General features: G+C 52.0%; 30 protein-coding genes. 25 read left to right on the plus strand and 5 right to left on the minus strand.

The annotated features are described in order from the left end of the window. Positions 1-480: 480 nt before the first annotated feature. Both ACYVAC_RS11060 and ACYVAC_RS11065 read right to left on the minus strand, forming a co-directional pair. Positions 481-870 carry a hypothetical protein gene (locus ACYVAC_RS11060; RefSeq protein ID WP_461097721.1) on the minus strand — a complete coding sequence of 130 codons (390 nt, stop codon included), beginning with the start codon at positions 868-870 and terminating at the stop codon, positions 481-483. Positions 871-1,025: 155 nt separating this feature from the next. After that, positions 1,026-1,439, minus strand: a complete 414-nt coding sequence (locus ACYVAC_RS11065) for a hypothetical protein (RefSeq protein WP_461097722.1) — start codon at positions 1,437-1,439, stop codon at positions 1,026-1,028. 1,281 nt (positions 1,440-2,720) lie between these two features. Between ACYVAC_RS11065 and ACYVAC_RS11070 the strand changes: the two genes are divergently transcribed. Continuing rightward, the gene (locus tag ACYVAC_RS11070) at positions 2,721-2,882 is read left to right on the plus strand and encodes a hypothetical protein (RefSeq protein WP_461097723.1); all 162 of its coding nucleotides are present in this window, start codon (positions 2,721-2,723) and stop codon (positions 2,880-2,882) included. A gap of 198 nt (positions 2,883-3,080) precedes the next feature. Here ACYVAC_RS11070 and ACYVAC_RS11075 read toward each other — a convergent pair whose 3' ends face one another. Beyond that, a complete protein-coding gene (locus tag ACYVAC_RS11075) occupies positions 3,081-3,620 on the minus strand; it encodes a M23 family metallopeptidase (protein ID WP_461097724.1) in 540 nt (179 codons plus the stop codon). Next, a complete protein-coding gene (locus ACYVAC_RS11080; RefSeq protein ID WP_461097725.1) occupies positions 3,617-3,817 on the minus strand; it encodes a hypothetical protein in 201 nt (66 codons plus the stop codon). The genes ACYVAC_RS11075 and ACYVAC_RS11080 overlap by 4 nt, the downstream gene beginning before the upstream one ends. A 121-nt stretch (positions 3,818-3,938) precedes the next feature. Here ACYVAC_RS11080 and ACYVAC_RS11085 point away from each other — a divergent pair, with 121 nt between their 5' ends. From ACYVAC_RS11085 to ACYVAC_RS11130, 10 genes are all read left to right on the plus strand, one after another. Continuing rightward, complete coding sequence (locus ACYVAC_RS11085; RefSeq protein ID WP_461097726.1) at positions 3,939-4,757, plus strand: hypothetical protein; 819 nt, start codon at positions 3,939-3,941, stop codon at positions 4,755-4,757. Positions 4,758-4,771: 14 nt separating this feature from the next. Next, on the plus strand, positions 4,772-5,290 hold the full coding sequence (locus tag ACYVAC_RS11090) for a hypothetical protein (RefSeq protein ID WP_461097727.1): 519 nt from the start codon (positions 4,772-4,774) through the stop codon (positions 5,288-5,290). Further along, positions 5,290-5,967 carry a hypothetical protein gene (locus ACYVAC_RS11095; RefSeq protein ID WP_461097728.1) on the plus strand — a complete coding sequence of 226 codons (678 nt, stop codon included), beginning with the start codon at positions 5,290-5,292 and terminating at the stop codon, positions 5,965-5,967. The genes ACYVAC_RS11090 and ACYVAC_RS11095 overlap by 1 nt, the downstream gene beginning before the upstream one ends. Further along, complete coding sequence (locus ACYVAC_RS11100; protein WP_461097729.1) at positions 5,967-6,158, plus strand: hypothetical protein; 192 nt, start codon at positions 5,967-5,969, stop codon at positions 6,156-6,158. Before ACYVAC_RS11095 ends, ACYVAC_RS11100 begins: the two co-directional genes overlap by 1 nt. Continuing rightward, the gene (locus ACYVAC_RS11105) at positions 6,155-6,802 is read left to right on the plus strand and encodes a hypothetical protein (protein WP_461097730.1); all 648 of its coding nucleotides are present in this window, start codon (positions 6,155-6,157) and stop codon (positions 6,800-6,802) included. The genes ACYVAC_RS11100 and ACYVAC_RS11105 overlap by 4 nt, the downstream gene beginning before the upstream one ends. Before the next feature lie 342 nt (positions 6,803-7,144). After that, positions 7,145-7,360, plus strand: a complete 216-nt coding sequence (locus tag ACYVAC_RS11110; RefSeq protein WP_461097731.1) for a hypothetical protein — start codon at positions 7,145-7,147, stop codon at positions 7,358-7,360. 258 nt (positions 7,361-7,618) lie between these two features. Beyond that, complete coding sequence (locus ACYVAC_RS11115; protein ID WP_461097732.1) at positions 7,619-9,922, plus strand: PAS domain-containing sensor histidine kinase; 2,304 nt, start codon at positions 7,619-7,621, stop codon at positions 9,920-9,922. 668 nt (positions 9,923-10,590) lie between these two features. Beyond that, on the plus strand, positions 10,591-11,190 hold the full coding sequence (locus ACYVAC_RS11120) for a recombinase family protein (protein WP_461097733.1): 600 nt from the start codon (positions 10,591-10,593) through the stop codon (positions 11,188-11,190). Positions 11,191-11,225: 35 nt separating this feature from the next. Then, positions 11,226-11,426, plus strand: a complete 201-nt coding sequence (locus ACYVAC_RS11125) for a hypothetical protein (protein ID WP_461097734.1) — start codon at positions 11,226-11,228, stop codon at positions 11,424-11,426. Further along, positions 11,426-11,848: a type II toxin-antitoxin system VapC family toxin gene (locus ACYVAC_RS11130; protein ID WP_461097735.1), complete on the plus strand. Its 423-nt coding sequence runs from the start codon at positions 11,426-11,428 to the stop codon at positions 11,846-11,848. The genes ACYVAC_RS11125 and ACYVAC_RS11130 overlap by 1 nt, the downstream gene beginning before the upstream one ends. A gap of 79 nt (positions 11,849-11,927) precedes the next feature. Here the strand turns inward: ACYVAC_RS11130 and ACYVAC_RS11135 are convergent, their stop codons facing one another. Continuing rightward, on the minus strand, positions 11,928-12,473 hold the full coding sequence (locus ACYVAC_RS11135; RefSeq protein ID WP_461097736.1) for a hypothetical protein: 546 nt from the start codon (positions 12,471-12,473) through the stop codon (positions 11,928-11,930). A 282-nt stretch (positions 12,474-12,755) separates the two neighbouring features. Between ACYVAC_RS11135 and ACYVAC_RS11140 the strand changes: the two genes are divergently transcribed. The 14 genes from ACYVAC_RS11140 (at position 12,756) to ACYVAC_RS11205 (ending at position 19,966) form a co-directional block, all read left to right on the plus strand. Then, positions 12,756-13,043, plus strand: a complete 288-nt coding sequence (locus ACYVAC_RS11140) for a hypothetical protein (RefSeq protein WP_461097737.1) — start codon at positions 12,756-12,758, stop codon at positions 13,041-13,043. Further along, a complete protein-coding gene (locus ACYVAC_RS11145; protein WP_461097738.1) occupies positions 13,040-13,699 on the plus strand; it encodes a KilA-N domain-containing protein in 660 nt (219 codons plus the stop codon). The genes ACYVAC_RS11140 and ACYVAC_RS11145 overlap by 4 nt, the downstream gene beginning before the upstream one ends. A gap of 323 nt (positions 13,700-14,022) precedes the next feature. Continuing rightward, positions 14,023-14,403 carry a hypothetical protein gene (locus ACYVAC_RS11150; RefSeq protein ID WP_461097739.1) on the plus strand — a complete coding sequence of 127 codons (381 nt, stop codon included), beginning with the start codon at positions 14,023-14,025 and terminating at the stop codon, positions 14,401-14,403. Positions 14,404-14,427: 24 nt separating this feature from the next. After that, positions 14,428-14,955: a hypothetical protein gene (locus ACYVAC_RS11155; RefSeq protein ID WP_461097740.1), complete on the plus strand. Its 528-nt coding sequence runs from the start codon at positions 14,428-14,430 to the stop codon at positions 14,953-14,955. Between the two features lie 42 nt (positions 14,956-14,997). Beyond that, on the plus strand, positions 14,998-15,351 hold the full coding sequence (locus ACYVAC_RS11160; RefSeq protein ID WP_461097741.1) for a hypothetical protein: 354 nt from the start codon (positions 14,998-15,000) through the stop codon (positions 15,349-15,351). A gap of 3 nt (positions 15,352-15,354) precedes the next feature. Further along, the gene (locus tag ACYVAC_RS11165) at positions 15,355-15,690 is read left to right on the plus strand and encodes a hypothetical protein (RefSeq protein ID WP_461097742.1); all 336 of its coding nucleotides are present in this window, start codon (positions 15,355-15,357) and stop codon (positions 15,688-15,690) included. A gap of 2 nt (positions 15,691-15,692) precedes the next feature. Further along, positions 15,693-16,010: a hypothetical protein gene (locus ACYVAC_RS11170; RefSeq protein WP_461097743.1), complete on the plus strand. Its 318-nt coding sequence runs from the start codon at positions 15,693-15,695 to the stop codon at positions 16,008-16,010. Positions 16,011-16,034: 24 nt separating this feature from the next. Continuing rightward, the gene (locus ACYVAC_RS11175) at positions 16,035-16,472 is read left to right on the plus strand and encodes a hypothetical protein (RefSeq protein ID WP_461097744.1); all 438 of its coding nucleotides are present in this window, start codon (positions 16,035-16,037) and stop codon (positions 16,470-16,472) included. 83 nt (positions 16,473-16,555) lie between these two features. Then, positions 16,556-17,209: a hypothetical protein gene (locus tag ACYVAC_RS11180; RefSeq protein ID WP_461097745.1), complete on the plus strand. Its 654-nt coding sequence runs from the start codon at positions 16,556-16,558 to the stop codon at positions 17,207-17,209. Positions 17,210-17,291: 82 nt separating this feature from the next. Next, positions 17,292-18,026: a hypothetical protein gene (locus tag ACYVAC_RS11185; protein ID WP_461097746.1), complete on the plus strand. Its 735-nt coding sequence runs from the start codon at positions 17,292-17,294 to the stop codon at positions 18,024-18,026. Then, complete coding sequence (locus ACYVAC_RS11190) at positions 18,014-18,613, plus strand: hypothetical protein (protein ID WP_461097747.1); 600 nt, start codon at positions 18,014-18,016, stop codon at positions 18,611-18,613. Before ACYVAC_RS11185 ends, ACYVAC_RS11190 begins: the two co-directional genes overlap by 13 nt. Beyond that, positions 18,610-19,302, plus strand: coding sequence for an SH3 domain-containing protein (locus ACYVAC_RS11195; RefSeq protein WP_461097748.1), 693 nt, complete (start codon positions 18,610-18,612; stop codon positions 19,300-19,302). The genes ACYVAC_RS11190 and ACYVAC_RS11195 overlap by 4 nt, the downstream gene beginning before the upstream one ends. Beyond that, a complete protein-coding gene (locus ACYVAC_RS11200; protein WP_461097749.1) occupies positions 19,299-19,760 on the plus strand; it encodes a hypothetical protein in 462 nt (153 codons plus the stop codon). The genes ACYVAC_RS11195 and ACYVAC_RS11200 overlap by 4 nt, the downstream gene beginning before the upstream one ends. 8 nt (positions 19,761-19,768) lie before the next feature. Then, on the plus strand, positions 19,769-19,966 hold the full coding sequence (locus ACYVAC_RS11205) for a hypothetical protein (protein ID WP_461097750.1): 198 nt from the start codon (positions 19,769-19,771) through the stop codon (positions 19,964-19,966). Positions 19,967-20,002 lie beyond the last annotated feature (36 nt).

Consider the following 20,002-nt stretch of genomic DNA (forward strand, 5'->3'; position numbering starts at 1 on the left):
ACCGGTTGTGGTCTGGTTGAACCGATCGAACATCACAGGCGAAGTAAAATGGGTCGTAATTCAGTATCCGTATGTCTTGGATTGCGTAAGCGCCTGCAAACAAGTGCTGCTGCTGTGCGCACTTCCGAACGATCTCCTTATATATCGAATCCATAGCATTGTGTATGTTTTTGGTTAACCTCGATCGTCATCTACCAAAAAAACAACCCTACACCTGCCGATTTACAGTAGTCAAGAGTATCACTTCAGCAGGATCAATTTGCCACTTATTAGGGTGGCAGTCTGATTTATCTACTAAATGGCGTATGCGACTAATTGTTTGCAGCGTTTTGGGACTATGTTTTAACTAGTGTCAAACCGTACCTCAGAAAATAACAATTGCATTGATTTGTTGTTTAGGCTTCTTAGGCTGGCATAAACAAAAAGCCCGGGTCATTGGCCCGGGCTTTTGCGTAATCACATTGCATTCAGAATATTACATTACAGGTAGGGTGAGCCGGACAAGATTAGCCGCAGTAATTCCTTATCATTCTGGTCCAGTACGGGCTTACAGTCATTAATCAGATCGGGATTTCCCGTTTCCAGAAAGGCCAGAATGCTGGCTCCCGAACAGGCCACACTGATGCCCCACCAGGTGCGGCCATTGTTTATCGAGAACGAGTGGATGGGTTGCAGCTCATCGCGTTGCGGATGAGCGCTCAGGACTTCCATTGTCAGCCTGTCTGTTTCTCTGTAACGCGGAACCAGATCGAGCGCAATCTCAAACGGCTTTTGCTGGAGCACCCGGATGTTATCGATGCGGTAGGTGCCCGCAAAGGCAGCGTCACTGTATATACGCTTGCGGAGTAACGTTTTGTAGAGTGTATCCATGACTGAAGGGTGATTTAGTGTCATCGGTGTCTTAGATGTCAGGTAGTATATGATGTTCTGACTGGTCATCGTCTAAGTCTACCTGCTGCCATTGTACACACTCTACACAATCAATACACTTCTGTGCAACAAGCTGACGATTTGATTTTATTTGGCTATTCGGTCCTGTCAGCCAATGGTCTGCTGCTCGCCCATTTACTAGCCAACGAGTCTGTAGCCATTGATAGGGTATCTGATAAACGTTGTCTGAGCTCGGCCGCGTTCGGGTACCCATCCGGATAGATCATATCAATATTACCTGTATCCAGAAAAGCCAAAAATGCCTGCTTCGAACAGTCTGGCCGCAGCCCATGCCAGGCCCGTTCGCTACGAATTGAAAGGCCATAGCGAACGGGAAATTGGTGAACCAGCACATTCAGCGTCAGCGTTGGCTTCACTGATCCCCAAGGTGCCATCTCGATGCAAAAGTTGGCATGAGAGCGGCTGGTAATGGAGCGAACGCAGTAACGCCCCCCCAGAATCGCAGCGTCACGGTACTGCGATAAAATGAATGCGTACAAATCTTGCATGTTATCGGTGAGTTATCCGGTACTTATTCGTCCTGACAATGTAAGGCCGTTACTTAAAAAGATCAGGCACAGGCCAGTGCCATACTTTCAGTAAATACTAAAATAATTTAGAGTATTACTACTCATGAATACTTGCAGCAATGTTACCAGTTTTTTTTATATTCTGTCAGACACGAGGGATTAAATTTACATACGAACCTACCTGGCACCCGAGAATCGGTTATACGCCTGAGCCATCCGCATTTCATATCGATTCGTTCGGTAACCGAGCTCGTTGTTTTTCCGAGTAAACAGCAACCCCGCAGACCTCATACGTAGTACCCCGACATGATTAACCCACCGTTTTCTGGCCGTATAACGACTGCATCCTTGCCGAGATTAGCGTGCCCCTTACAGTACAGTCACTACGATTTTGAACACAATGTTTACGTGTTCATAACTTATATCATCTATCAACCCATCATTTGACATATAAGGATTACCTGCATGGTCCGTTGGATTAAAGAAGGGTAGAAGTTTCATACACCCTCTACCTTTGCCACACTTTATCTGTCGGATTCGACTGGATAATGGTGTGGATAGAAGCCGAAAGCCTGTTACCTATGGTAGCAGGCTTTTTCTTGGAACCGTCGCCCCTGCCACATTAGCCGGCCCTACTTGTCTAATCAACCATTTACCGTTCATTCCACGCTGTATAATACCCTTTTATCCATCAACCTGGTTTGAGTATTTTCACATCTAATTTTCTGTATCTACCTTTAAGCAGTTTAGCCGATTCAGGCCCTTTGACAAGTAAAACGTTTGGTAGAAAGCCTGTCGCTAATGGCCGCAGGCTTTCTTGTCGTAGATCAGTCCACAGTCCACCTGCTTATTCGTCTTTCAGCCGAACCATAGCCAGTTCTGTTTTCTGATAGTTACTTTGCGAAAGGCCTGGCGTCTGAACAATAGTTGGATAAAGCATAGTCAAAAAGCCTGTTGCCCGTGGTAACAGGCTTTTTTAGTACACCTGCCAATAGACTTCTTCAACAAGGATGATCGACAGTTCATGGACATCTACAGAGTTGACCAGTAAGCTGATAAAACGTTACAGCCCGGCCAGCCGAACCCGCTCTACACGCCAGGATGTGCTTCACCGACAGAAATTAAAATCGTGTATTGATGTAATCATACACTTGAGTATTTCCCGAATAGTTTTATTATTTGTGGAAATAAGTATATCCACTCTACAAACTGTTGCCGGCTGAGATTATGACCACCAGCTTCGGTTGACGATTACCCATCATGAAATCCCTTCCTTTACTCGTTGTTATCGCCGTTGGGGCTGCGCTCATTGCCATTCTGTTAACTATATATGTAGGCTTCCTTTGGGCTTACCTACTACTTGTCTTAACCTTCTGGCTGCTGGTGTGGCTCAACGCCCAGCAAGAAAAGAGGGAAGGCTGAATATGGACAATCAAAATAAGCCGTTGTCGAACAGGCCGCGCGAATAGGGTCTCTTCAGATTTTGGAATGGACAACGATACGTGCCCTTAAACATGATGTTAACTGTTGGCAAGTCTGGCGGTTGTTTTGAACGACTTGATAAAAAAAGGCCGGTTCAAACGATCCGGCCTCTTCTATCCTACTACGATTATGTACGCACTAACTAAAAACAAAAAGCTGCTCGGGGTTCTGAATTTGCCCCTTCTGCCTGATTTCGATATGTAGGTGATCCGTTACCCCACTGCTGTATTTCTGACTGATCGCCTGGCAATGGCCAATCAGCTGACCCCGCTCAACCTGAGCGCCAATAATGCCCGCAGCTGGTATGCAGTAAAATAACTTACACTCATACCCAACGGCGTCGGACTCGAGCACGACACCCCGCCACCGCCGATCGTCGGCATAGGGCACCGCTTCACGGGTTACTTTTCCCGAGAACGGTGCGTACACGTTTTGACCGGCTCGGCAAACGACATCGGTACCCTGGTGGGTACGCCCGATCCGGCTCGCGTTGTAATGCCCATTTCCCCCCGCATCGACGCGAATAGTCATTGGATTGACCACCGGCCCCAGGGGCAGGCTGGTACTGGCCACCGCCCGCCGACGTTGCCGAACACTCCCTGCCCATATCAGGGCCATACCCATTGTCAGCGCCACCCCAGCAGCAGCCCACAAGTTTCGATTTTGTGCGTCGCTCATCGGGCCAGGCTCGATTTGATGGCATCGCGGCTGATACCCGTCACGGCCGCCACGTCATCGACAAACACGTAGTCTGTTTGCGCTTTGGTCTGCCTGATCTGGTTGTAATACTGGTAGGCTTTCTTCTGTCCCCAGCCCATCAATTGCTGAATATCTTTCGGGGTTATTCGCTCCCGTGGTGTGGTCGAATAGCACATACGTATTACCGCTGATTAATAGTCTTTTTTAATCTTTTCTGGCGAAAATTACTTCAATTTTTCTAAAGCAAAAAAGTCAAACTAAGCGGGTATTACCTTCGATCGTCGATTGTAAACCCGTATGACTCCGCAAGACCAGCCCCTACCCCTGTCTGATTCTTTGGCCATCGCGGCCGATGCCCTGCTACCAACGTCCCCCATGCCCCCCGTAATACCGGCCTCACCCGATTTTTCAGGTAAACCCACCGACGTATTACCGGATCAGGGTAATACGCCCGTAAACCCACTAAACGACGGTATTCCGGCCAGTTTACCCCCCGAAATTGACAGTAATACGCCCGATGGCATACTACCCAAAACGTTTAAACTCCCCGCATCGACGGTTGCAAGCATAGAACGGGTAATACAGCAACTCAACGACGGTTTACGCCCTGGCCAGGCCCCGTACACCGTACACAGTTACGGGATTGAAGTGCTTAACAATCACGAGGCCTACCGACGCCTGGCCAATCAGTACAACGACCTCGCGGCCCGCTACAACCAGGTTTCGGCCGCATTGACAGCCGCTAACCAGGAACTTGGTGTGGAGCAGCAACGCAATCAGGATTTGGGGGGCCAACTTAAGCAACTGCTCGACTACAGCAATCGCCTGGAACACCAGCCGACACCCGTTACGCCCCAGCCCCCGGCCCCCCAGATAAGTTCCAACGAGCAGGTTTGGCAGGAAAAATACGAAACGGCCCGCCAGGAGATTGACCGACTGCTAACCGCCACCGATCAGGACAAAGCCCAATCACAAGCCCTTACCTCTTTTGTGCGGTCGCTGCCGGGTCTGGTTGGCATTCTGGCCAGAGAAGCGGCTCGTACCAGCTGGTACACCCAGGAGTATTACCAATGGTACTTTCAGCAACTCGTCACGAACCACTTATCGGCTGAATAGCCCCTTGACATCCCATGAAAAAAATTGCCATCGTCGATATTGAACTTGTCGACAATACCCCCAAAGTAACAGCCGTAACGCCCTTTCAGGATATTGATGCCGACACCTTCTCGGCCGACTGGCTCGACGGCCAGCAGGCCCGGGCGAAGTGGGAACAGTTCTGTAACGCCTTTTACCATCTGCTAACCGAATCGGGCCTGGTCGATGCCAACGGGATTCACGTCGACGAATATACGCCGGGCTCCGTATGCCGCTTTATTCTGGCGAACCCCACCATGATCCCTGCGGATTTTCGAGATACGGGCCTGGGTATGATTGTGATGCAGGCCATCAAGACCGGCGCGAAAACGATCAAAAAGGGCAAAGCGATTGAAATCAACTGGGAGTCAATCAACGCCCATACCGGCCCCATGACCGAGGCCGTGCTGAAGCGAATGGTTCTCGACCCCCAGCGGGCTGATCTGCTCCTACCCATTTTTTCGAAGTACTTCACCATGCCCGACGCCACCGCGCCGGCTGAAATCGACGCCTAATGTCCAATCCCCTCGCTGAACTGGTTGCCGGGCGCTCGGGGTCGGCCCTATCGGACGTCCTGACCGAAGCCCCGCGCCTGGTTGACTCAGTAGCCCAGGAGTTACCCCCAGCCGTTGAATCGGCCATTCCGTCGCTTTCTGATTTATTCCGACATTCATCCAAACCCGCCCTGGCTGCCGTCCCGGCTGACGACGACGACGAGCCCTACATTCCGCTGACGGCCGACGAGATCAAGACCAAGGCCGAGTCGAAAGCGCAAATGTGGGGGGCGTTGATTGCCCTGTTTTTCGGCTTCATTCATCGGTATGCCGCTTATCAGAAACTTCGGGAGGGCGACAAGCAACTGATCAAGGAGTACGACAACTCTTTAAAGCTGACCAACATCCTGCCCAGTTACCCAGCCGATCACCCCTACCATGCCGCCCGCGAACGCTGGCAGGACTTTGAAGAAGCACTCCAAGAAGCCGACGACGAAGCCCGATTGAGCGACGCCCAGGTAATGCTACTGCAACGGGCCATCGAAGCCGACCTGCGTAGCAAGAACAAACGGGGGCAACTCAAATCCGGCTCCATTGCCGAAGTGCTGTTTGAGATTGCGGTGATCAAAGCCATGGCCCCGCTCATGCAAGTTTCCATGCTCGCCGTCAATAAGATGGTCGATAAATCGATGCGCTAATGCTCCGCCTGAAATTGATCATTGCCAACCTGATGATATGGGTACCGACACTTGGTTGGCTGGTGTACTTCGGTATTACCTATTGGCCTTTTGTTGCCGAGTTCGTGGGATATCTATTGTCGGCCGTGGTCGTTTCGTGGGGCATCGCTATGCGTGCCGAGATCAAACAGATCAATAAGCTACTGAAATGAGTAACCAGGTAATACCCAACCTCGACAACAAGAAACGGCCCTCGAGCATCTTTCTGGCCATCGGCGCCAAGCGAACCGGAAAAACGCAGGGCAGTATCAATATCCAGGTCGATATGTGGAAGCGGCAGGCCAAACCCGTGCTCGTGTTCGACATTGGTAGTCAGTCCGAGTATGACACCTACCTACCGATCCAACAGGATGATATCAGCCGATTCAATCGCCTGGCCGAGAAAGAGCAATACCCCTTTTTTGTGTGCCGTGACTGTGAAGACATTGACCAGTTCTTTACGCTGGTGAATCAGTGGGTACGGAATGCCTTCGTGGTCTTCGAGGATGCCACCTCGTACATGGCGGGCAACCTATCCGAACCGATCCGCAAACTGATCCTGAATAGTCGAAACCTGTGTAACGATTACCTATTCAACCTGCACTCGCTGGCCGAACCGGCGCCGTTCCTGTTCCGCCACTCCGAGTACATCATCTTGCGCCGAACGTCCGACGTCAAGTTACCACCCAAAGTACCGGTACCGCATAAGATCGAACGGGCTATGGCCGAGATCAAAGCCGAGAATGATAAGAAGTACCCGACAGCCGCCCAGCCGAAACTGGCGTTTCGAGTAATAGACATTACATCTGCAGACTGATGACTGTGGCGACCCATGGCCCTATACAAGTACCACGCCTGTTTTATGACCGACATTGCCAAGCGGGCTGGTTACAGTGATGTTACCCTTTTTCAGTGCTGCCTGACGCCTGACGACTGGATCGAAATGATACGGCGTGGTTGGGTGCCATATCGTAAAAAGCTAAATCCACCTGTTGTACAGTACCTCATGGATAAATTCGTACCGGAATACCACGTTCAGAAATAATCAAACCTTCTAAGGTTAAATTGCCTTTAAATCGTTGACAAAGCCTGATTCCTAACCCAAGTACGTTGAAAAATGACTCGCAAATCTTTACTCACCGAACATCAACCCTTAGTAATGCATCTTACCGCTATTGGTAACATGGGCGTCGGGGCGCACCTTACATCAACCGTACCTTTTGAAGATCAGGAAATTTACGCGGTGACCGTTTCAAACACCCCTCATCTCGATGCCGAAACCATTGCCCTGATCAGCGCCAGCGATTTTCAGATTACGTCGATCGACTTTCAGAATGGCGAGATTGTGTTAGCCCCTACCGTCGATCGCCCTTAACCTACCACAGATCAATAAAAGTGCAACGAGCCCGATCGTAACTGATCGGGCTCGTTGCGTCATTGACAGATAGTAATCAAGCAGTTTCGATATTCCTCGCCGACATACAAACGACTAGCCTAATTCAAAATCACGACTACAAAAATTAATTAAGTATTTTTACCTAGAATCGAACGGATAGGTTTTTGCGGTACTATTTTCAAAGTACATTTCAAAAAGACTATTAACAAGTTTATTCTGAGCCAACTTGACATTGCCATGGTAGATTCTTATGAGTGGCTGAAAGCGCTAGGTGTTGCTGCGTTTATTTGCAGACAAGATGGACATATTCTGATCGCCAATGAAAAATTACGCGTCCTTTTAGGTAATGACTACTCTTTCGAGCAGCTCACCGTACGTGAACTTTTCGGTTCAGGTAGAGATGACCAGGAATCGGTTAGTATGCCGTTTCTGACAGCCATTGAGCGGGCACAGGAAGCTGAGCAGGAGGTTATCTTTCAACCTAAGAGTGGCGAACCGCTGCGGCTGCGGGTAAGCATATCTCCCTTATCAACTCAACCCGGAGAGTCGCAAGCTGTGTTGGGAACGATCACAGACCTCTCTCTTTTATGGCACAAGGAGCAAGAGCTGGCATTGCTTAAGAGACAAAAAGCCCTCTTACCGGATGACTCTACCACGAGCATCATCTTTACGGACAGGCAAGGGCTGGTTACCTATATCAACACAGCAGCTGAACATCTTACCGGGTACACCTTTTCTGAGGCTGTGGGGAAAATGTCGCTGAAACAATTCTTCGAAACACAATATACAGAAGAATTCATTCATCAGATGGCCCAGGACCTCAACCTGGTCGGTTTGGATCAGCTAGCAATCGTTGATACCTACCTGCAAAAAAAACGCTACCTGACGGGAAAATATCGGTTGCTGACAAAAGCAGGCACGTCACTTACAGTCTCAGCTACCACTTATGCGTTCACTGACCATTCTGATACCGTTCTGGGCTATTTAACAAAAGCAATAGATGTATCTTATTACCAACACATCGAACTCGACCTGGCGGATAAAAACGATAAGCTTTCGCTCGCTGTTCAGGCGGCAAAAATGGGGATTTGGGAACACCAATACGAAACCGACCAGACTTTCTGGGATCAAGAGACCTATCGGTTGTACGGGGTCAACGCACAGCAACCAATCACATGGGAACTATATCTCAGCTTGATCCATGCCGATGACCGAGCACTTTTCATCCAACAAACTCAGGAAGCCCTGGCGTCTGATTCTTTTCACGTTGTACTGCGTATCAACCGACCCGATACAGGCCAGTTATGCTTCATTGAATCCACAGGAAAAGTACTTCGTGACGACGAAGGCCGGGCTATTCGCTTATTAGGAGTTGCCCAGGATGTGACGCAATTGTATGTGGAGCGTTCGGCTCTACTGGCCAGCGAATGGCGCTTCAAGCATCTGGCTGAGCAGGTTAACGAGATATTTTGGATTCGTTCTATCGAAGATGGTCGCTTCATTTATATAAATCCTGCATTTGAACGTTGTTTTGGACTTGATAGAGAGATCTTAAATACCGATCCGACCCAATTTTTCGAGCAAGTCTTTGATGAAGATCGGCCAAAAGTGCTAGCCGTTTATAAGCAGAGATCAGTGGGCCCTGTCCCCTATGTCTTTCGTTTTTGGAATGCGCAGGGCGAGCTACGATGGATGGAGGCATCGGCCATTACGTTTTATACCAGCGATTCAGTAAATCCGGTCGGCTATCGGGCGGGTGTAGCCCGTGACATTACGCTGCAACGAGAGCATGAGCAAAACCTGAATAAAGCGATCGCTCAGGAGAAGGCCCTGACGGCGCGACAATCGCAGTTCATTACGACAGCTTCCCACGAGTTTCGCACACCCCTTACGGCTATATGTTCGAGTGCTGAACTACTGCATCTTTACCTGGACCAGTTGCCGGCTGACCCACTTCTACCAATCATGGCCCGGCATCTGACGGCCATCTTCGCCAACGTTCGATCGTTAACTACCCTCATCGGCGACACGTTGACAATCAGCAAACTGGATGATCAAGGCGTTAAGGTTGACTGGCAAATTCTAAATGTTGTAGATTTCTGCCAATCGCTCATTCAGAACACGTTGGATCAACGAGTCGATAATAGGCGGGTAGACATGATAGTGGAGGGCATACCCAAACCTATTTATACGGACCCTAAACTACTTGGTCATATCCTGATCAATTTAGTGAGCAATGCATTCAAGTTCTCCAGTCAAAATACGGTTTTGAATCTCCGCTTCGAAAACGAATATCTGGCGTTGGCCGTCATCGATCGAGGGATTGGTATACCAACCGATGAGTTGGCTAGCATTTTTGATAAATTCTATAGGGCACGCAATGCGTCCGATCATCAGGGCACAGGTTTAGGACTGGTGATATGTCAGGAATATACGTCATTGCTGGGAGGGCAATTGACAGTCGATAGCGAGCAAGGGGCAGGCACCCAATTCACACTTCGGCTGCCACTATCGGGCCCGTCTATATCACCCAGCAACTGAAAGTTAGCGCAACTAGGCTCGGTGTTGACGTGGTTTGCTTGTTTCTCTTACAACCTTACTAGCCAGTTTTCCATAAATTATGTGAGTAACAAGCTAGCATTTCCTCGAAGCCAATCTCATTATCCACTACATCGATCTGATAATAGGAATCGGCCGCTCGGGTCGGCTGGATATGAGCGGGTAAGGCATAGACGGTAACCTGTTAAGGGTGGGCTCTTATTTTAATCTGGGGAGCGACTAATTACCGACTAAACTTGATGGCATAGCTAAGCAAATTCTGAAACAATTGGTCCAGTTGAGAGGTATCCACGCTGATTGTCGGCAACATGCATAAATACATACACCTCGACGCCCGTCTCAGCAATTACCAGATCTAGGACGCCCAATACCGCATCGAAGACCCTATCGAGCGGCATCAATCTGTGACTACAACCTTAGATGAAAAGGCAAGAAAATTCCAGAAAATATAAAATCAATATTTACATGTGCTTTAGAGTTAGGGGCATTCTTCAGCTTAACCGTCCAGTACAAAAAAACGATAGTTAAAATAAACTACTTCATTTTTTTCAAAAAATACTCATTAACCACTACAAAACGGTACATATTTGCCGTACATATAATCAAAGTACACTTTATTATTATTGAAGTATTTTAACTGTACCGTTTACATGATTTTTGGCTACGGACGGGTATCGACCCGCGATCAGAACTTGAACTTGCAAAAGGACGCCCTGACGGGTGCCGGCTGCGAACGACTCTACCTTGAAAAGATAACCGGTACTAAGAAGGAGCGACCTGAGCTCAACAAGCTGCGCGAACAGTTGCGACCGGGTGATACGGTTGTGGTTTGGAAACTGGATCGGTTGGGGCGCTCCCTCCCCGACCTGATCGAATTGATGGAGGAATTTAGGAGTAAGCAGATTACCTTTCGATGCCTGGCCTTGTCGATGGATACCGGCACCGCCGAAGGCCGTCTGATCTACAACATCTTTGCCTCGCTGGCCGAGTTCGTGCGTGATACGATTGTCGAGAATACCAATGCAGGTCTGAAAGCCGCCCGCTCCCGTGGTAAGGTAGGTGGACGCCCAAAGGGCTTGTCTCCTCGGGCCCGCGAAAAGGCCAAAATGGCGGCATTGCTATATAAAGACCAAAACCCCGTCGACAAGATCATCGGCATGGTGGGCATCAAGAGCAAGGCCACCCTTTACGCTTATCTGCGACACGAAGGAATAAAACTTGCCACCGATGAAAATGTAATGCCTGTATAATTTGTTTTCTTTACAAAACACAGTTTCATACCGCTATGAAGGCAGGAGCCAGTAAGCCCAAAGTTGATAAAAGGAAGGATAAGGCTGCAACAGCAACGATCGTCCATAAATCGGGTGCCTCGGGGCGCTTTACAAAAGCCGGCTATCCGGTGAAGCCTGGTCAGCGTCCACTCGGGATCGGAGCTGGTGTACTGATTGTCAAAAAAGATGCTTTCAACGACGATTTCAATAATTGATGAAGTACTTGCTCGATACCCACGCCGTTATTTTTGCCATATCCGATCCTGACGAATTATCTCCCAAGGTTCGGGCAATCGTTCAGGATCAGGCGAATAAAATGTATATAAGTTGGGTTACTCTATGGGAAATTGCGTTGCTGGTCAACGTAAATCAGATTCAACTGAATACCGGCCGACTGACATTAGGTACGTATTTGGAGCGGGTGTTGAGTGTGCTCAATATTAGTGTGTTGCCTCAGAATATGGCCCAGGTTAGCCGTTTTGCCGCGCTGCCGGTACCTAATCACCCAACCCGTAGGAAGGCCCACACTGACCCCTTCGATCGGGGGATAATCACCTGCGGCCTGGTCAATAAACTGCCAATTATTACCAAAGACATTGCTTTTCGGGCCTACGAAAACGTGTATACGATCTGGTAATTTCCTGCCTACGTTGATTAATCTTTAATAAGAAGGGCCGCTACTGGATGGTAGCGGCCCTTCTCGTTTGTAAGGCTGATTATCTACCATAAGGCTTAACCTTCATTTTCGGACTTTCTCCTTTAGGTACCAGTACTTTATACGATACTGTAACGACATCTCCTGACGTCAACGTGTATCCTACCAACATCTCTCTGGTTTGATTTGTGGCGTATACCAGTGGTGTTTCGTTGTAGTACGTTGTGAAATACTGTTTATCGATATAGGGGACATGCTTAGGCTTACCGTACAGGATCATGCTTGTTGAATATCCTTTTCGGGAGATACCATTGTAGCAGTTGAATTCCGCTAGGTGATCGCAAACCACATTTTTGCCGTTCGAATAGACGAAACGTACCCAATCTCGCTTCTGGCGGTTTTTTACGAACACGGTAACGTCATACTCGTCATAACTCTTACTGTCTAAGATAAAGCGACGATCTTTCTGGTGATCAAAATCGAAACCATACTCATACTCATCATAAGACATTGACTTTCCATTGTTTAGCTCTATAGCTGTTTGAGCAATAACATTGTTGAGTACAAGGAATAGGAAAACTAGTAAAGTGATAGTAAACGTTTTCATTTCTTCTTATGCGGATTTATATGAGTGAAGTCCAAATCTAGTAATTGGACTTTTTCTACTTAACAGAAACACAAAGGAATGTTTGACTAAACACATTTTTCTCTCTACTATTGCAATGCAGAAGTACCTAAGTCATGTCAATCAATCAGAACTTACGAAATCATCGGGGAACCCCCGGACGAGCCGGTAGGACCGGTATAGCTTCATTTCGCCCCAACCGGGGTAGACTTGGGTCTTCTGCAGCGTCCGGGGGTTCTCCGAACATATTTGCTTTCAAACGTCATGCAGAAGACTCAAGCAAACACCTCCACTCCATCGCCTGTCTGGGTGATGAACCAGTACACGGGCCACTCGGTCAACATTGAGCCCCTTTTCAGGCTACTCCACCAGCGCGATTACGTGAGTTTCAGTGAGCTATCTGGGCAACTCGATCGGTTTGCGTTTCTGGTGCTCGAAGTTGCCGATCAGCAAATGCTGCAAGAGCAGGTACTTGACATAAAGGATTGTCAGTTCATGCTCCGGCAACTGCGCGATACGTTCAATGAGCTTAAGCCCTACACCGCCCAATGAAAAACCAGATTCAAGAATTCATCTATGAGGGGCAGCCCGTCGAGTTCGACATCGCTGACGACAAGCTGATGGTCAACGCCACCGAGATGGCGAGGATTTTTGGTAAGAAGACTGAAAACTTCCTGCGTAATGAACAGACGCAGGCTTTCATTCAGGAGTGCTTGAGTTACGCGAATTCGCGTAACTCAAACGGCCTGAGTTACGGGAATTCCCGTAACTCAGATGACCTAAAAAACGCGAATTCGCGTAATTCGGACGAGTTAAAAAACGGGAATTCCCGTTTTTTAGGCATCGAAAAAGAGTCGGACCTGTACACGTCCCGCCAGCGTTCAGGCACATGGATGCACCGGATTCTGGCCCTGAAGTTTGCCGCCTGGCTCGATCCCCGGTTTGAGATTTGGGTGTATCTGACCATTGACCAAATCGTACAGGGCAAGCAGTCGGTTCCGGTAGAAACGGTTGCCGAGCGTCGGCGTGTTATGACCGAAATTCAGCAAGAAGCTGAAGAAGCCCGCCGAATCGAAGCCGAGTTGCTGCAGAGCGATGTGTACCAGCGCTGGCTAACCTCGCAGGAAAAGATCAAAACGGGTAATAGCCGCCTGAAGTCGCTGAACAAACAGGTTATCGGTCAGCTGGATATGTTTGCCAGTCAATAAGCAGGCTTAACCAGCCTGACCCATAAAAAAAGGGGTGCCCGATCAGGGCACCCCTTTTTTTATGGGTTGTCTAAGTTGACAGCCGGGCGTTTTCGTTTTTAGATGCCCCTGGATTACCCCTCATAAACGGGCATTCCCCCCCGATAACCAGGCAAATACCCACGATAGTCGCCGGTTTGCCTGCCAGAACGCCCATTAGCCTATTACGGGCCTACCTACGTTTGAAGCCAGACAACGGGAGGTTGTTGCCGGACGGTTGGGGTGGGCGCTATGCTCACCCCTCCGAATGGGGCGCTCCCGCCAATCAAACCAAACACCCTCCCATGTTCGATTATCCATTGCAACCGGGCGCGGCCAAACCGCCCCGCCAAACTCGGGTCAACTGGACTCAAACCGTAACCATTACCCTGGCGGCCTGTGTAGGCTGCCTGCTGGCCCTGGGGGCCTGCTGGATGCTCTACCGGCACCTGCTCGGCAGTGCGATCCGCGCCAAAAGCGCCGAACTCGATGCCCTGCAGAACCGGATCGACGACACCACCTACAAAGTGGTTCGTCAGCCCACCAAACGCCCCGATCCGGCCCCTAAACCAGACCCGGTTGAAGCGACGGTTGATCCCGTCGACGAAACGGAACCCGATACCGACACCACTTATGTGCCGCCGGTCATACCCGGCACGCCCATCGAAACGACTAAGGCTGTATAGATCAAGTAAACCCCTAAGACGACAATGCAAGAATCTCAGATTTCTTTCGACCTCGAGAACACATCGACCGATAAAGACGCGATCGTGATCCTCGTTCCGGCCATGCTGCGCCGTAATGCTTCCCTGGCGGGCAAATTTCTGAAAGCCGGCGACTTCAAAGATGAAACGGGTCTGATCGTGATCCACTGCACCAATGAAGGTACGGCCGGCCAGATTGCCGAACTCGACGAGTTTGCCGCGCAGTTGCAGGACATTCAGGTCGTTGGCGCCTGCGTGTCAACCGACAATCTGACCCAGGCCACGCTGAACTTCATCCAAAAGGAGTACCCAGCGTTTAAACCCGCCGTTGTGACCAACATCGACACCGTGGCCACGCTCGAAGCCGGCCGCTCGGCCGTCAACCACTCGTTCACCACACCGTTCAAATCGGGTGCCCTGCGATCGCTGGCCATCAAGTTGCTGGTTGGTCAAAAAGTGAACGTGTGCCTGCGCATTCTGATGCCTGATCTCTCGGGAGCCTCGGCCAGCCTGCCGGTGCTGCCGAACCAATAAAACCCTTTTCCCCACCCGATCGACCAAAACTGTTCCAGGGCTATGTTTTCAACCAACGACTACCTCGCAGCCTACGGCATAGCCGAATCGTCACTGTCCGATAGCGCCAAGGACGGCATCAAAGAGGTGTTGCGGGCCGCTGGCAAAACGGCCCTGGAGCAGTTTGGGTCGATTCTTCAGGAAGAAGCCAGGAAACGGGGTATCAAAATTACCGACGTCAACGGTAACCCTGTGTCGACACCCGACCAGCAGGCGGCAGCCGCCCAGGCCGCCCTCGATGCCTTCAACCAAGAGCAGGAAAAGCAGAAAAAGCAGCGCCGGTATTTACTGATCGGGGCCATCGCATTCGTGGTACTGGCCGTCGCGGCCACCTTTTTTCTCACCCGCAAACGCTAGATCATGAGTTTCATCGCTGACTTTTTTGGCGCCGGTGGTACCGGATCGTCGCTCGTGTCGTCGGCCGGCCAAATTGGCCTGGGCCTCGTCAAGAATGACGCCACGCGCATTCAGGGCGACTACCAGGTACAACTGGCCAAACTGACCAATGATGCCACGCTCACTACAGAGCAATTCAACTTGGCCCTTAACAGGCTTACAAAAGAGCGCGAAGCCGCTTTGGCTACCTACACCGATCAGAAACGAAACGATATGCTGACGCTGGTCGGTATCATCGGTGGGCTGGTCGCCGTGGTGGTTGTGGCCGTTGTATTGATCCGCAAACCCAAACCCGCTTAACCATGTGGTTTCTGATCCCGCTGGCGCTGTCGGCCGTCGCGTCAGGGGCCGCCATCTGGAATCAGACTGACCAAAACAGTCAGCTGCGGGCTGCAGCCGCCGAGGCCCTGAAGCAAGCCGATGCCACCAACGTGGCCAGCAAACAGGCCGCCGACGTCGACTATGTGGCCGCCGTCGATGCGGCCAACCGGGACGCCGACCGACTTCGCCAGCAGGCCGCTCAGTCGGTCGAAACCAGCCGGCGTATACTGACGAGCGTTTTTTTGATGCTGGCCCTGGTGTCGATCGGGCTAACGATCCGCCTGGCCCGCCCCCGCTAATTTTCCTTAACCCCTACCTGTACTATGAAACGGTGCCTCATCCTCTGCACGGGCCTTTTGATTGGCCTTATTATCGATTCCTCGGCCCTGTGTGCCGTGTTGCCCGATCCGGTCGGTATTGCGCCCCCGGCTGTGATGGCCCTGCCGACCTCCGATTCGGTCAGCCTGGGCCTGGAATGGGCCTGCCCCCCCAATGACGGCGTTACGGAAACCACCGTTCGCAAATCACTCGGTACGGCGCTCGTCGCCCGTAAACCCCAGCCCGTCAATCCCGAGGTGTACCGCCCCGGTCAGGACGATCCGGCCTGCCGACCCCGCTCGGCCGTAGTCGGCAAGGCGCCAGCGCCGGCCGATGGGCTGAACCCCAAACCGACCTGGTACGATCGGTCAGGGCTACGACTCTCCCAGGCCTGGGCAATCCCCCACCGGCCGGGCAGTCTGCACCGCGTTACCCACTACTAGTTCTATACTGCTTTCATACTGTTGCGCTTACAACGCCCTCCCGGCAAACACGTTTCAACTTTTCACCTAATCAATTCACGTTCATGGCTTTTGCAACTGGACACAACCCCCGTAGCGGATTCGTAGCGGGACAATTACGGGATGGCGATTCGTTCGGTACAATCGACGTTGCCAACTTCGGCGGGCAGGCCGTCAAGTTCAAACTTGACATTCGCTACTACAAAAATCAGCTGTTTGTGATCGGCTCCCGCCTGAGCGCCAACGGGCAGACGGAAATCGAAAAGCCCACGGTCGTTTCGAAAGCCTGGCTGCAGGGCGTCAACGGCGCGGCTATGCCGAACAAAATTCAGGCACTCACCGACCTGATCACCCTGGCTCCCAGCGATGCCACGATGGCCTCGCTCGGCGTGAAAGATGCCCAGGTCATGCCGACCTACCCGACCAATGAGCTGATTCCCTTCGAGCAGAACGCCGATGGTTTTGTCAAAGCGTTTGTCTCGGCGGCCGACCAGGCCAAAGCCCAGGCCGACGCGCAGAAACAACAGACCACGCTGCTCAACCAGCTGACCAGCGCCGTAACCGGCAACACGGCCGGGGGCACGTCGACGGGGGGCACCGGTACCGCTGCTGGCATGAGCATGACGGTCAAGATTGTGATCGGTGTCGTGGTGGCGGCCGTCGTCGGTGGCATCATCTACATGGCTACCAAGAAGAAAAAAGGGGGCGGCCGCAAATAGGCGCCTGATCTGAGTCAACCCTGAAAAGTGGCCGGGCGGGCGCTGGCTTGCCCGGCCACTTTTTGTTTATTCTACTCGCGCCATGGCCTACACCGATAGCCCCAAAATAGGCGAATACCTCTGGTCTACGCAGGACAACACCCCCGTGTATCGGGAGCCCAAAGCCAGTGCCGAACGGGTGTTGTCGAACTACACCAACGATCAGTCGATGCACCCCTTCCGGAAAGGGGATCAGGTCGGCAAGTTGGTTGAAGATGCCGTAGTACGGGGCCCTGAAGGCGAAGCCTATTACAAAGTCGAAGCCTGGATATGGACTCGTAAAGCCGTCCCTTGGTGGAACAGTATCACAGGCTATCAGGCCAACCAGGAGTTCTTTACCGCCTACGTGCGGGCCGACCACGAACCTGAGTGGTGGATTCGGGAAAGCCGAAAGGATAGCTACCAGCAGGCCCAGCAGAAAAGCGATACCGACCAGGATGTAGCGGGCTATATCAGTGGGCTGCGCGGAGTACCGCAACCCACCGAAATCCGCAAGCGTGACGACGGGTCTGTATGGCTCACCTTCGCCAATAGCTACCAGGTCACTTTTGAGGATTTTAAGAAACTGGCTGCCGATACGGTTCGCACCCTGACGACCGAGAACAAAAAAGAACCAGTCGTTCCCCCACCGGGCCTCAAAGACGGCGGTAACGGGAACGGTTCGGGCAACGGGGCCGGCTCGATCTTGACGCCTACGGTCGTACTTATTGGCGCGATTGGTCTGAGTCTATTTGGCTTATTCATCTACTTATCACGACGTCGCACATGGCAACGCTAACCTATAACGCCGATCAGCGCGGTAAGCTGGTCAAAGCCCCCAGTGGTGATTCGGTGCGGCTGTTCTACGGGCCCGAAACCGCCAAGAAGCTGGCCGAGTTTATCACCGGCCCCGCCACCATTGGTACCGCCACCGGCAAAACCTACAACGACGGCACCTATACCTACACCGAAGTGCTGCGGGCTGCCAACAACCCGTTTGTGCCCACCGTGCAGGTCGTGTACGTCATTGCCACTGACGTCACCCTGGCGACGAATCCTGACTACGATCCGGCCAAGGACACCGACCGGCCGGCCGACGCCACTACCAGCCCCGTCAGCGGAGCGGATTCGGCCGACACCGACGACGTATCGGACACCCCTGGCCCCGGCCGGGTGCCCGTGGTAGCCGCCAACGGCAAAACCGTGTACGTGCTGGTACCCCAGCCCGAGTCGACGTCGGCCCTGCAAACGGTGCAAAACGTCGTGACCGGCAACGACCCGAACCGCAAGTGGCTCACCTACGGCCTGTACGGTGTGCTGGGCCTGGCCGCTGTTGCCCTGGCGCTGCTGATGATTCGCAAACCTAAACCCGCCCTGGCCAAATGATACAAGGTGCTAAACTGAAAACCAAGACCGGACCGGACAACAACCGCGACGAGTTCTTTTTCGTCTACGATCGCCCTGGCGGCACCAAAATCGGCGCCGTCAAAGAGGGGATCGTCATTGGCACTTACGACCGCACCGAGTCAAAATTGCTGACGCCCTATGCTTACGTTCGGCTGACCGAGCCGGTAACGTATAACGGGTCAAGTTATCGCTACGTCTACATCCGCGAATCGGCCGTCTATGAGTACGCGCCCAGCCTGACGACCTACTACGTGAAGCCGACCACCTCGCGGGTCAACGTGCGCTCGTCGCCCACTTCGGCCTCGAGCAAAAACGTGATCGGGAGCCTGACGGCCAATCAGCTGGTCGGTACCACGGACGGTACCACCCAAAACGGCTTTTTTCAGTTCAGCCTGGCCAAAGGGGGCACCGGTTGGGTGTCACGCAACTACATCACCTCGACGGTGCCGGCCGGCAAAACCGCCCCCGTCAGTGACCCCACCGCCCCGGCCGACGTGGTGACTGATCCGGCGACGGATTCGCTGCTCGCCCAGAGCGGTACGGAGGTCGAAAACTCGCTCGGCAGTACGGGCCTGCTCGTACTGAAGTGGGTCGGGGTGGCCCTGCTGGCGCTGGCGCTCGGCATTGGGGTGGCAAAGTGGTCGACCCGTAAACGCTCGGCTCGATGAACCCACAACTCAAAGCGCAGCTGCGGTCGGCGCTGACCAGCCGGCCCCTACAATACGCCCTGCTGATCGGTGGGGTGCTGCTGGTGATCTACTACGTGGGCCGCAAGGCCGGCAAAGGGGTGTCGGTTTCCTATCCCGGCTCCAAAGAATCCGACGCCGTGACGACTGATTTTGTCAACAAGCAGGCGCCCAACATTCTCAATAATCTGTTCGAGGCCTTCGACGGGTTGAGCATGGATGTCGACACCAAAACGCTGGCCATTGCGCCCCTGATCAGCATGACCGACAATCAGCTGGTCTACATTTTCAACCGCTACAACCAGCGTTACCTGGCCGGCAAGGGCGAAACCCTGTACACCGTGATCAACGGGGAATACTTCGGCCCCATCGGCCTGGCCGCCAAGTACAAAGCGCAACTGCTGAAGCGGATGCGCGAATTAGGCATGGACAATCAATAACCAAGACAATGGCAATCACAGACGATATCAAAGGTGTCTTCGACAACATCGACAATCTGAGCAAGAACGGGGTACCCGTAACGGTCAAACACGAGTTCGATCTGCCCTCGGTCAGCTACACGGCCCTGGTGGCGTTTCTGGTGGTGGTCGGGGCGGTGATCCTGATCGGGGTCAAAGACGTGATCGTGAACCGGATCACCAGCTAACCATGGCCAACCCATCCACCAAAACCCGGCTGATCC

Source organism: Spirosoma luteolum (genome assembly GCF_054778875.1).

Excerpts from the sequence above, each read along its gene's own strand:
- ACYVAC_RS11105 (WP_461097730.1), top strand. The coding sequence starts at position 6,155 with ATGAGTAACCAGGTAATACCCAACCTCGACAACAAGAAACGGCCCTCG.
- ACYVAC_RS11175 (WP_461097744.1), top strand. The coding sequence starts at position 16,035 with ATGAAACGGTGCCTCATCCTCTGCACGGGCCTTTTGATTGGCCTTATT.
- ACYVAC_RS11075 (WP_461097724.1), bottom strand. The coding sequence starts at position 3,620 with ATGAGCGACGCACAAAATCGAAACTTGTGGGCTGCTGCTGGGGTGGCG.
- ACYVAC_RS11145 (WP_461097738.1), top strand. The coding sequence starts at position 13,040 with ATGAAAAACCAGATTCAAGAATTCATCTATGAGGGGCAGCCCGTCGAG.
- ACYVAC_RS11180 (WP_461097745.1), top strand. The coding sequence starts at position 16,556 with ATGGCTTTTGCAACTGGACACAACCCCCGTAGCGGATTCGTAGCGGGA.
- ACYVAC_RS11070 (WP_461097723.1), top strand. The coding sequence starts at position 2,721 with ATGAAATCCCTTCCTTTACTCGTTGTTATCGCCGTTGGGGCTGCGCTC.
- ACYVAC_RS11170 (WP_461097743.1), top strand. The coding sequence starts at position 15,693 with ATGTGGTTTCTGATCCCGCTGGCGCTGTCGGCCGTCGCGTCAGGGGCC.
- ACYVAC_RS11190 (WP_461097747.1), top strand. The coding sequence starts at position 18,014 with ATGGCAACGCTAACCTATAACGCCGATCAGCGCGGTAAGCTGGTCAAA.
- ACYVAC_RS11060 (WP_461097721.1), bottom strand. The coding sequence starts at position 870 with ATGGATACACTCTACAAAACGTTACTCCGCAAGCGTATATACAGTGAC.
- ACYVAC_RS11125 (WP_461097734.1), top strand. The coding sequence starts at position 11,226 with ATGAAGGCAGGAGCCAGTAAGCCCAAAGTTGATAAAAGGAAGGATAAG.
- ACYVAC_RS11165 (WP_461097742.1), top strand. The coding sequence starts at position 15,355 with ATGAGTTTCATCGCTGACTTTTTTGGCGCCGGTGGTACCGGATCGTCG.
- ACYVAC_RS11100 (WP_461097729.1), top strand. The coding sequence starts at position 5,967 with ATGCTCCGCCTGAAATTGATCATTGCCAACCTGATGATATGGGTACCG.
- ACYVAC_RS11155 (WP_461097740.1), top strand. The coding sequence starts at position 14,428 with ATGCAAGAATCTCAGATTTCTTTCGACCTCGAGAACACATCGACCGAT.
- ACYVAC_RS11150 (WP_461097739.1), top strand. The coding sequence starts at position 14,023 with ATGTTCGATTATCCATTGCAACCGGGCGCGGCCAAACCGCCCCGCCAA.
- ACYVAC_RS11065 (WP_461097722.1), bottom strand. The coding sequence starts at position 1,439 with ATGCAAGATTTGTACGCATTCATTTTATCGCAGTACCGTGACGCTGCG.
- ACYVAC_RS11115 (WP_461097732.1), top strand. The coding sequence starts at position 7,619 with ATGGTAGATTCTTATGAGTGGCTGAAAGCGCTAGGTGTTGCTGCGTTT.
- ACYVAC_RS11185 (WP_461097746.1), top strand. The coding sequence starts at position 17,292 with ATGGCCTACACCGATAGCCCCAAAATAGGCGAATACCTCTGGTCTACG.
- ACYVAC_RS11090 (WP_461097727.1), top strand. The coding sequence starts at position 4,772 with ATGAAAAAAATTGCCATCGTCGATATTGAACTTGTCGACAATACCCCC.
- ACYVAC_RS11095 (WP_461097728.1), top strand. The coding sequence starts at position 5,290 with ATGTCCAATCCCCTCGCTGAACTGGTTGCCGGGCGCTCGGGGTCGGCC.
- ACYVAC_RS11085 (WP_461097726.1), top strand. The coding sequence starts at position 3,939 with ATGACTCCGCAAGACCAGCCCCTACCCCTGTCTGATTCTTTGGCCATC.
- ACYVAC_RS11130 (WP_461097735.1), top strand. The coding sequence starts at position 11,426 with ATGAAGTACTTGCTCGATACCCACGCCGTTATTTTTGCCATATCCGAT.
- ACYVAC_RS11080 (WP_461097725.1), bottom strand. The coding sequence starts at position 3,817 with ATGTGCTATTCGACCACACCACGGGAGCGAATAACCCCGAAAGATATT.
- ACYVAC_RS11195 (WP_461097748.1), top strand. The coding sequence starts at position 18,610 with ATGATACAAGGTGCTAAACTGAAAACCAAGACCGGACCGGACAACAAC.
- ACYVAC_RS11120 (WP_461097733.1), top strand. The coding sequence starts at position 10,591 with ATGATTTTTGGCTACGGACGGGTATCGACCCGCGATCAGAACTTGAAC.
- ACYVAC_RS11160 (WP_461097741.1), top strand. The coding sequence starts at position 14,998 with ATGTTTTCAACCAACGACTACCTCGCAGCCTACGGCATAGCCGAATCG.
- ACYVAC_RS11110 (WP_461097731.1), top strand. The coding sequence starts at position 7,145 with ATGCATCTTACCGCTATTGGTAACATGGGCGTCGGGGCGCACCTTACA.
- ACYVAC_RS11205 (WP_461097750.1), top strand. The coding sequence starts at position 19,769 with ATGGCAATCACAGACGATATCAAAGGTGTCTTCGACAACATCGACAAT.
- ACYVAC_RS11200 (WP_461097749.1), top strand. The coding sequence starts at position 19,299 with ATGAACCCACAACTCAAAGCGCAGCTGCGGTCGGCGCTGACCAGCCGG.
- ACYVAC_RS11135 (WP_461097736.1), bottom strand. The coding sequence starts at position 12,473 with ATGAAAACGTTTACTATCACTTTACTAGTTTTCCTATTCCTTGTACTC.
- ACYVAC_RS11140 (WP_461097737.1), top strand. The coding sequence starts at position 12,756 with ATGCAGAAGACTCAAGCAAACACCTCCACTCCATCGCCTGTCTGGGTG.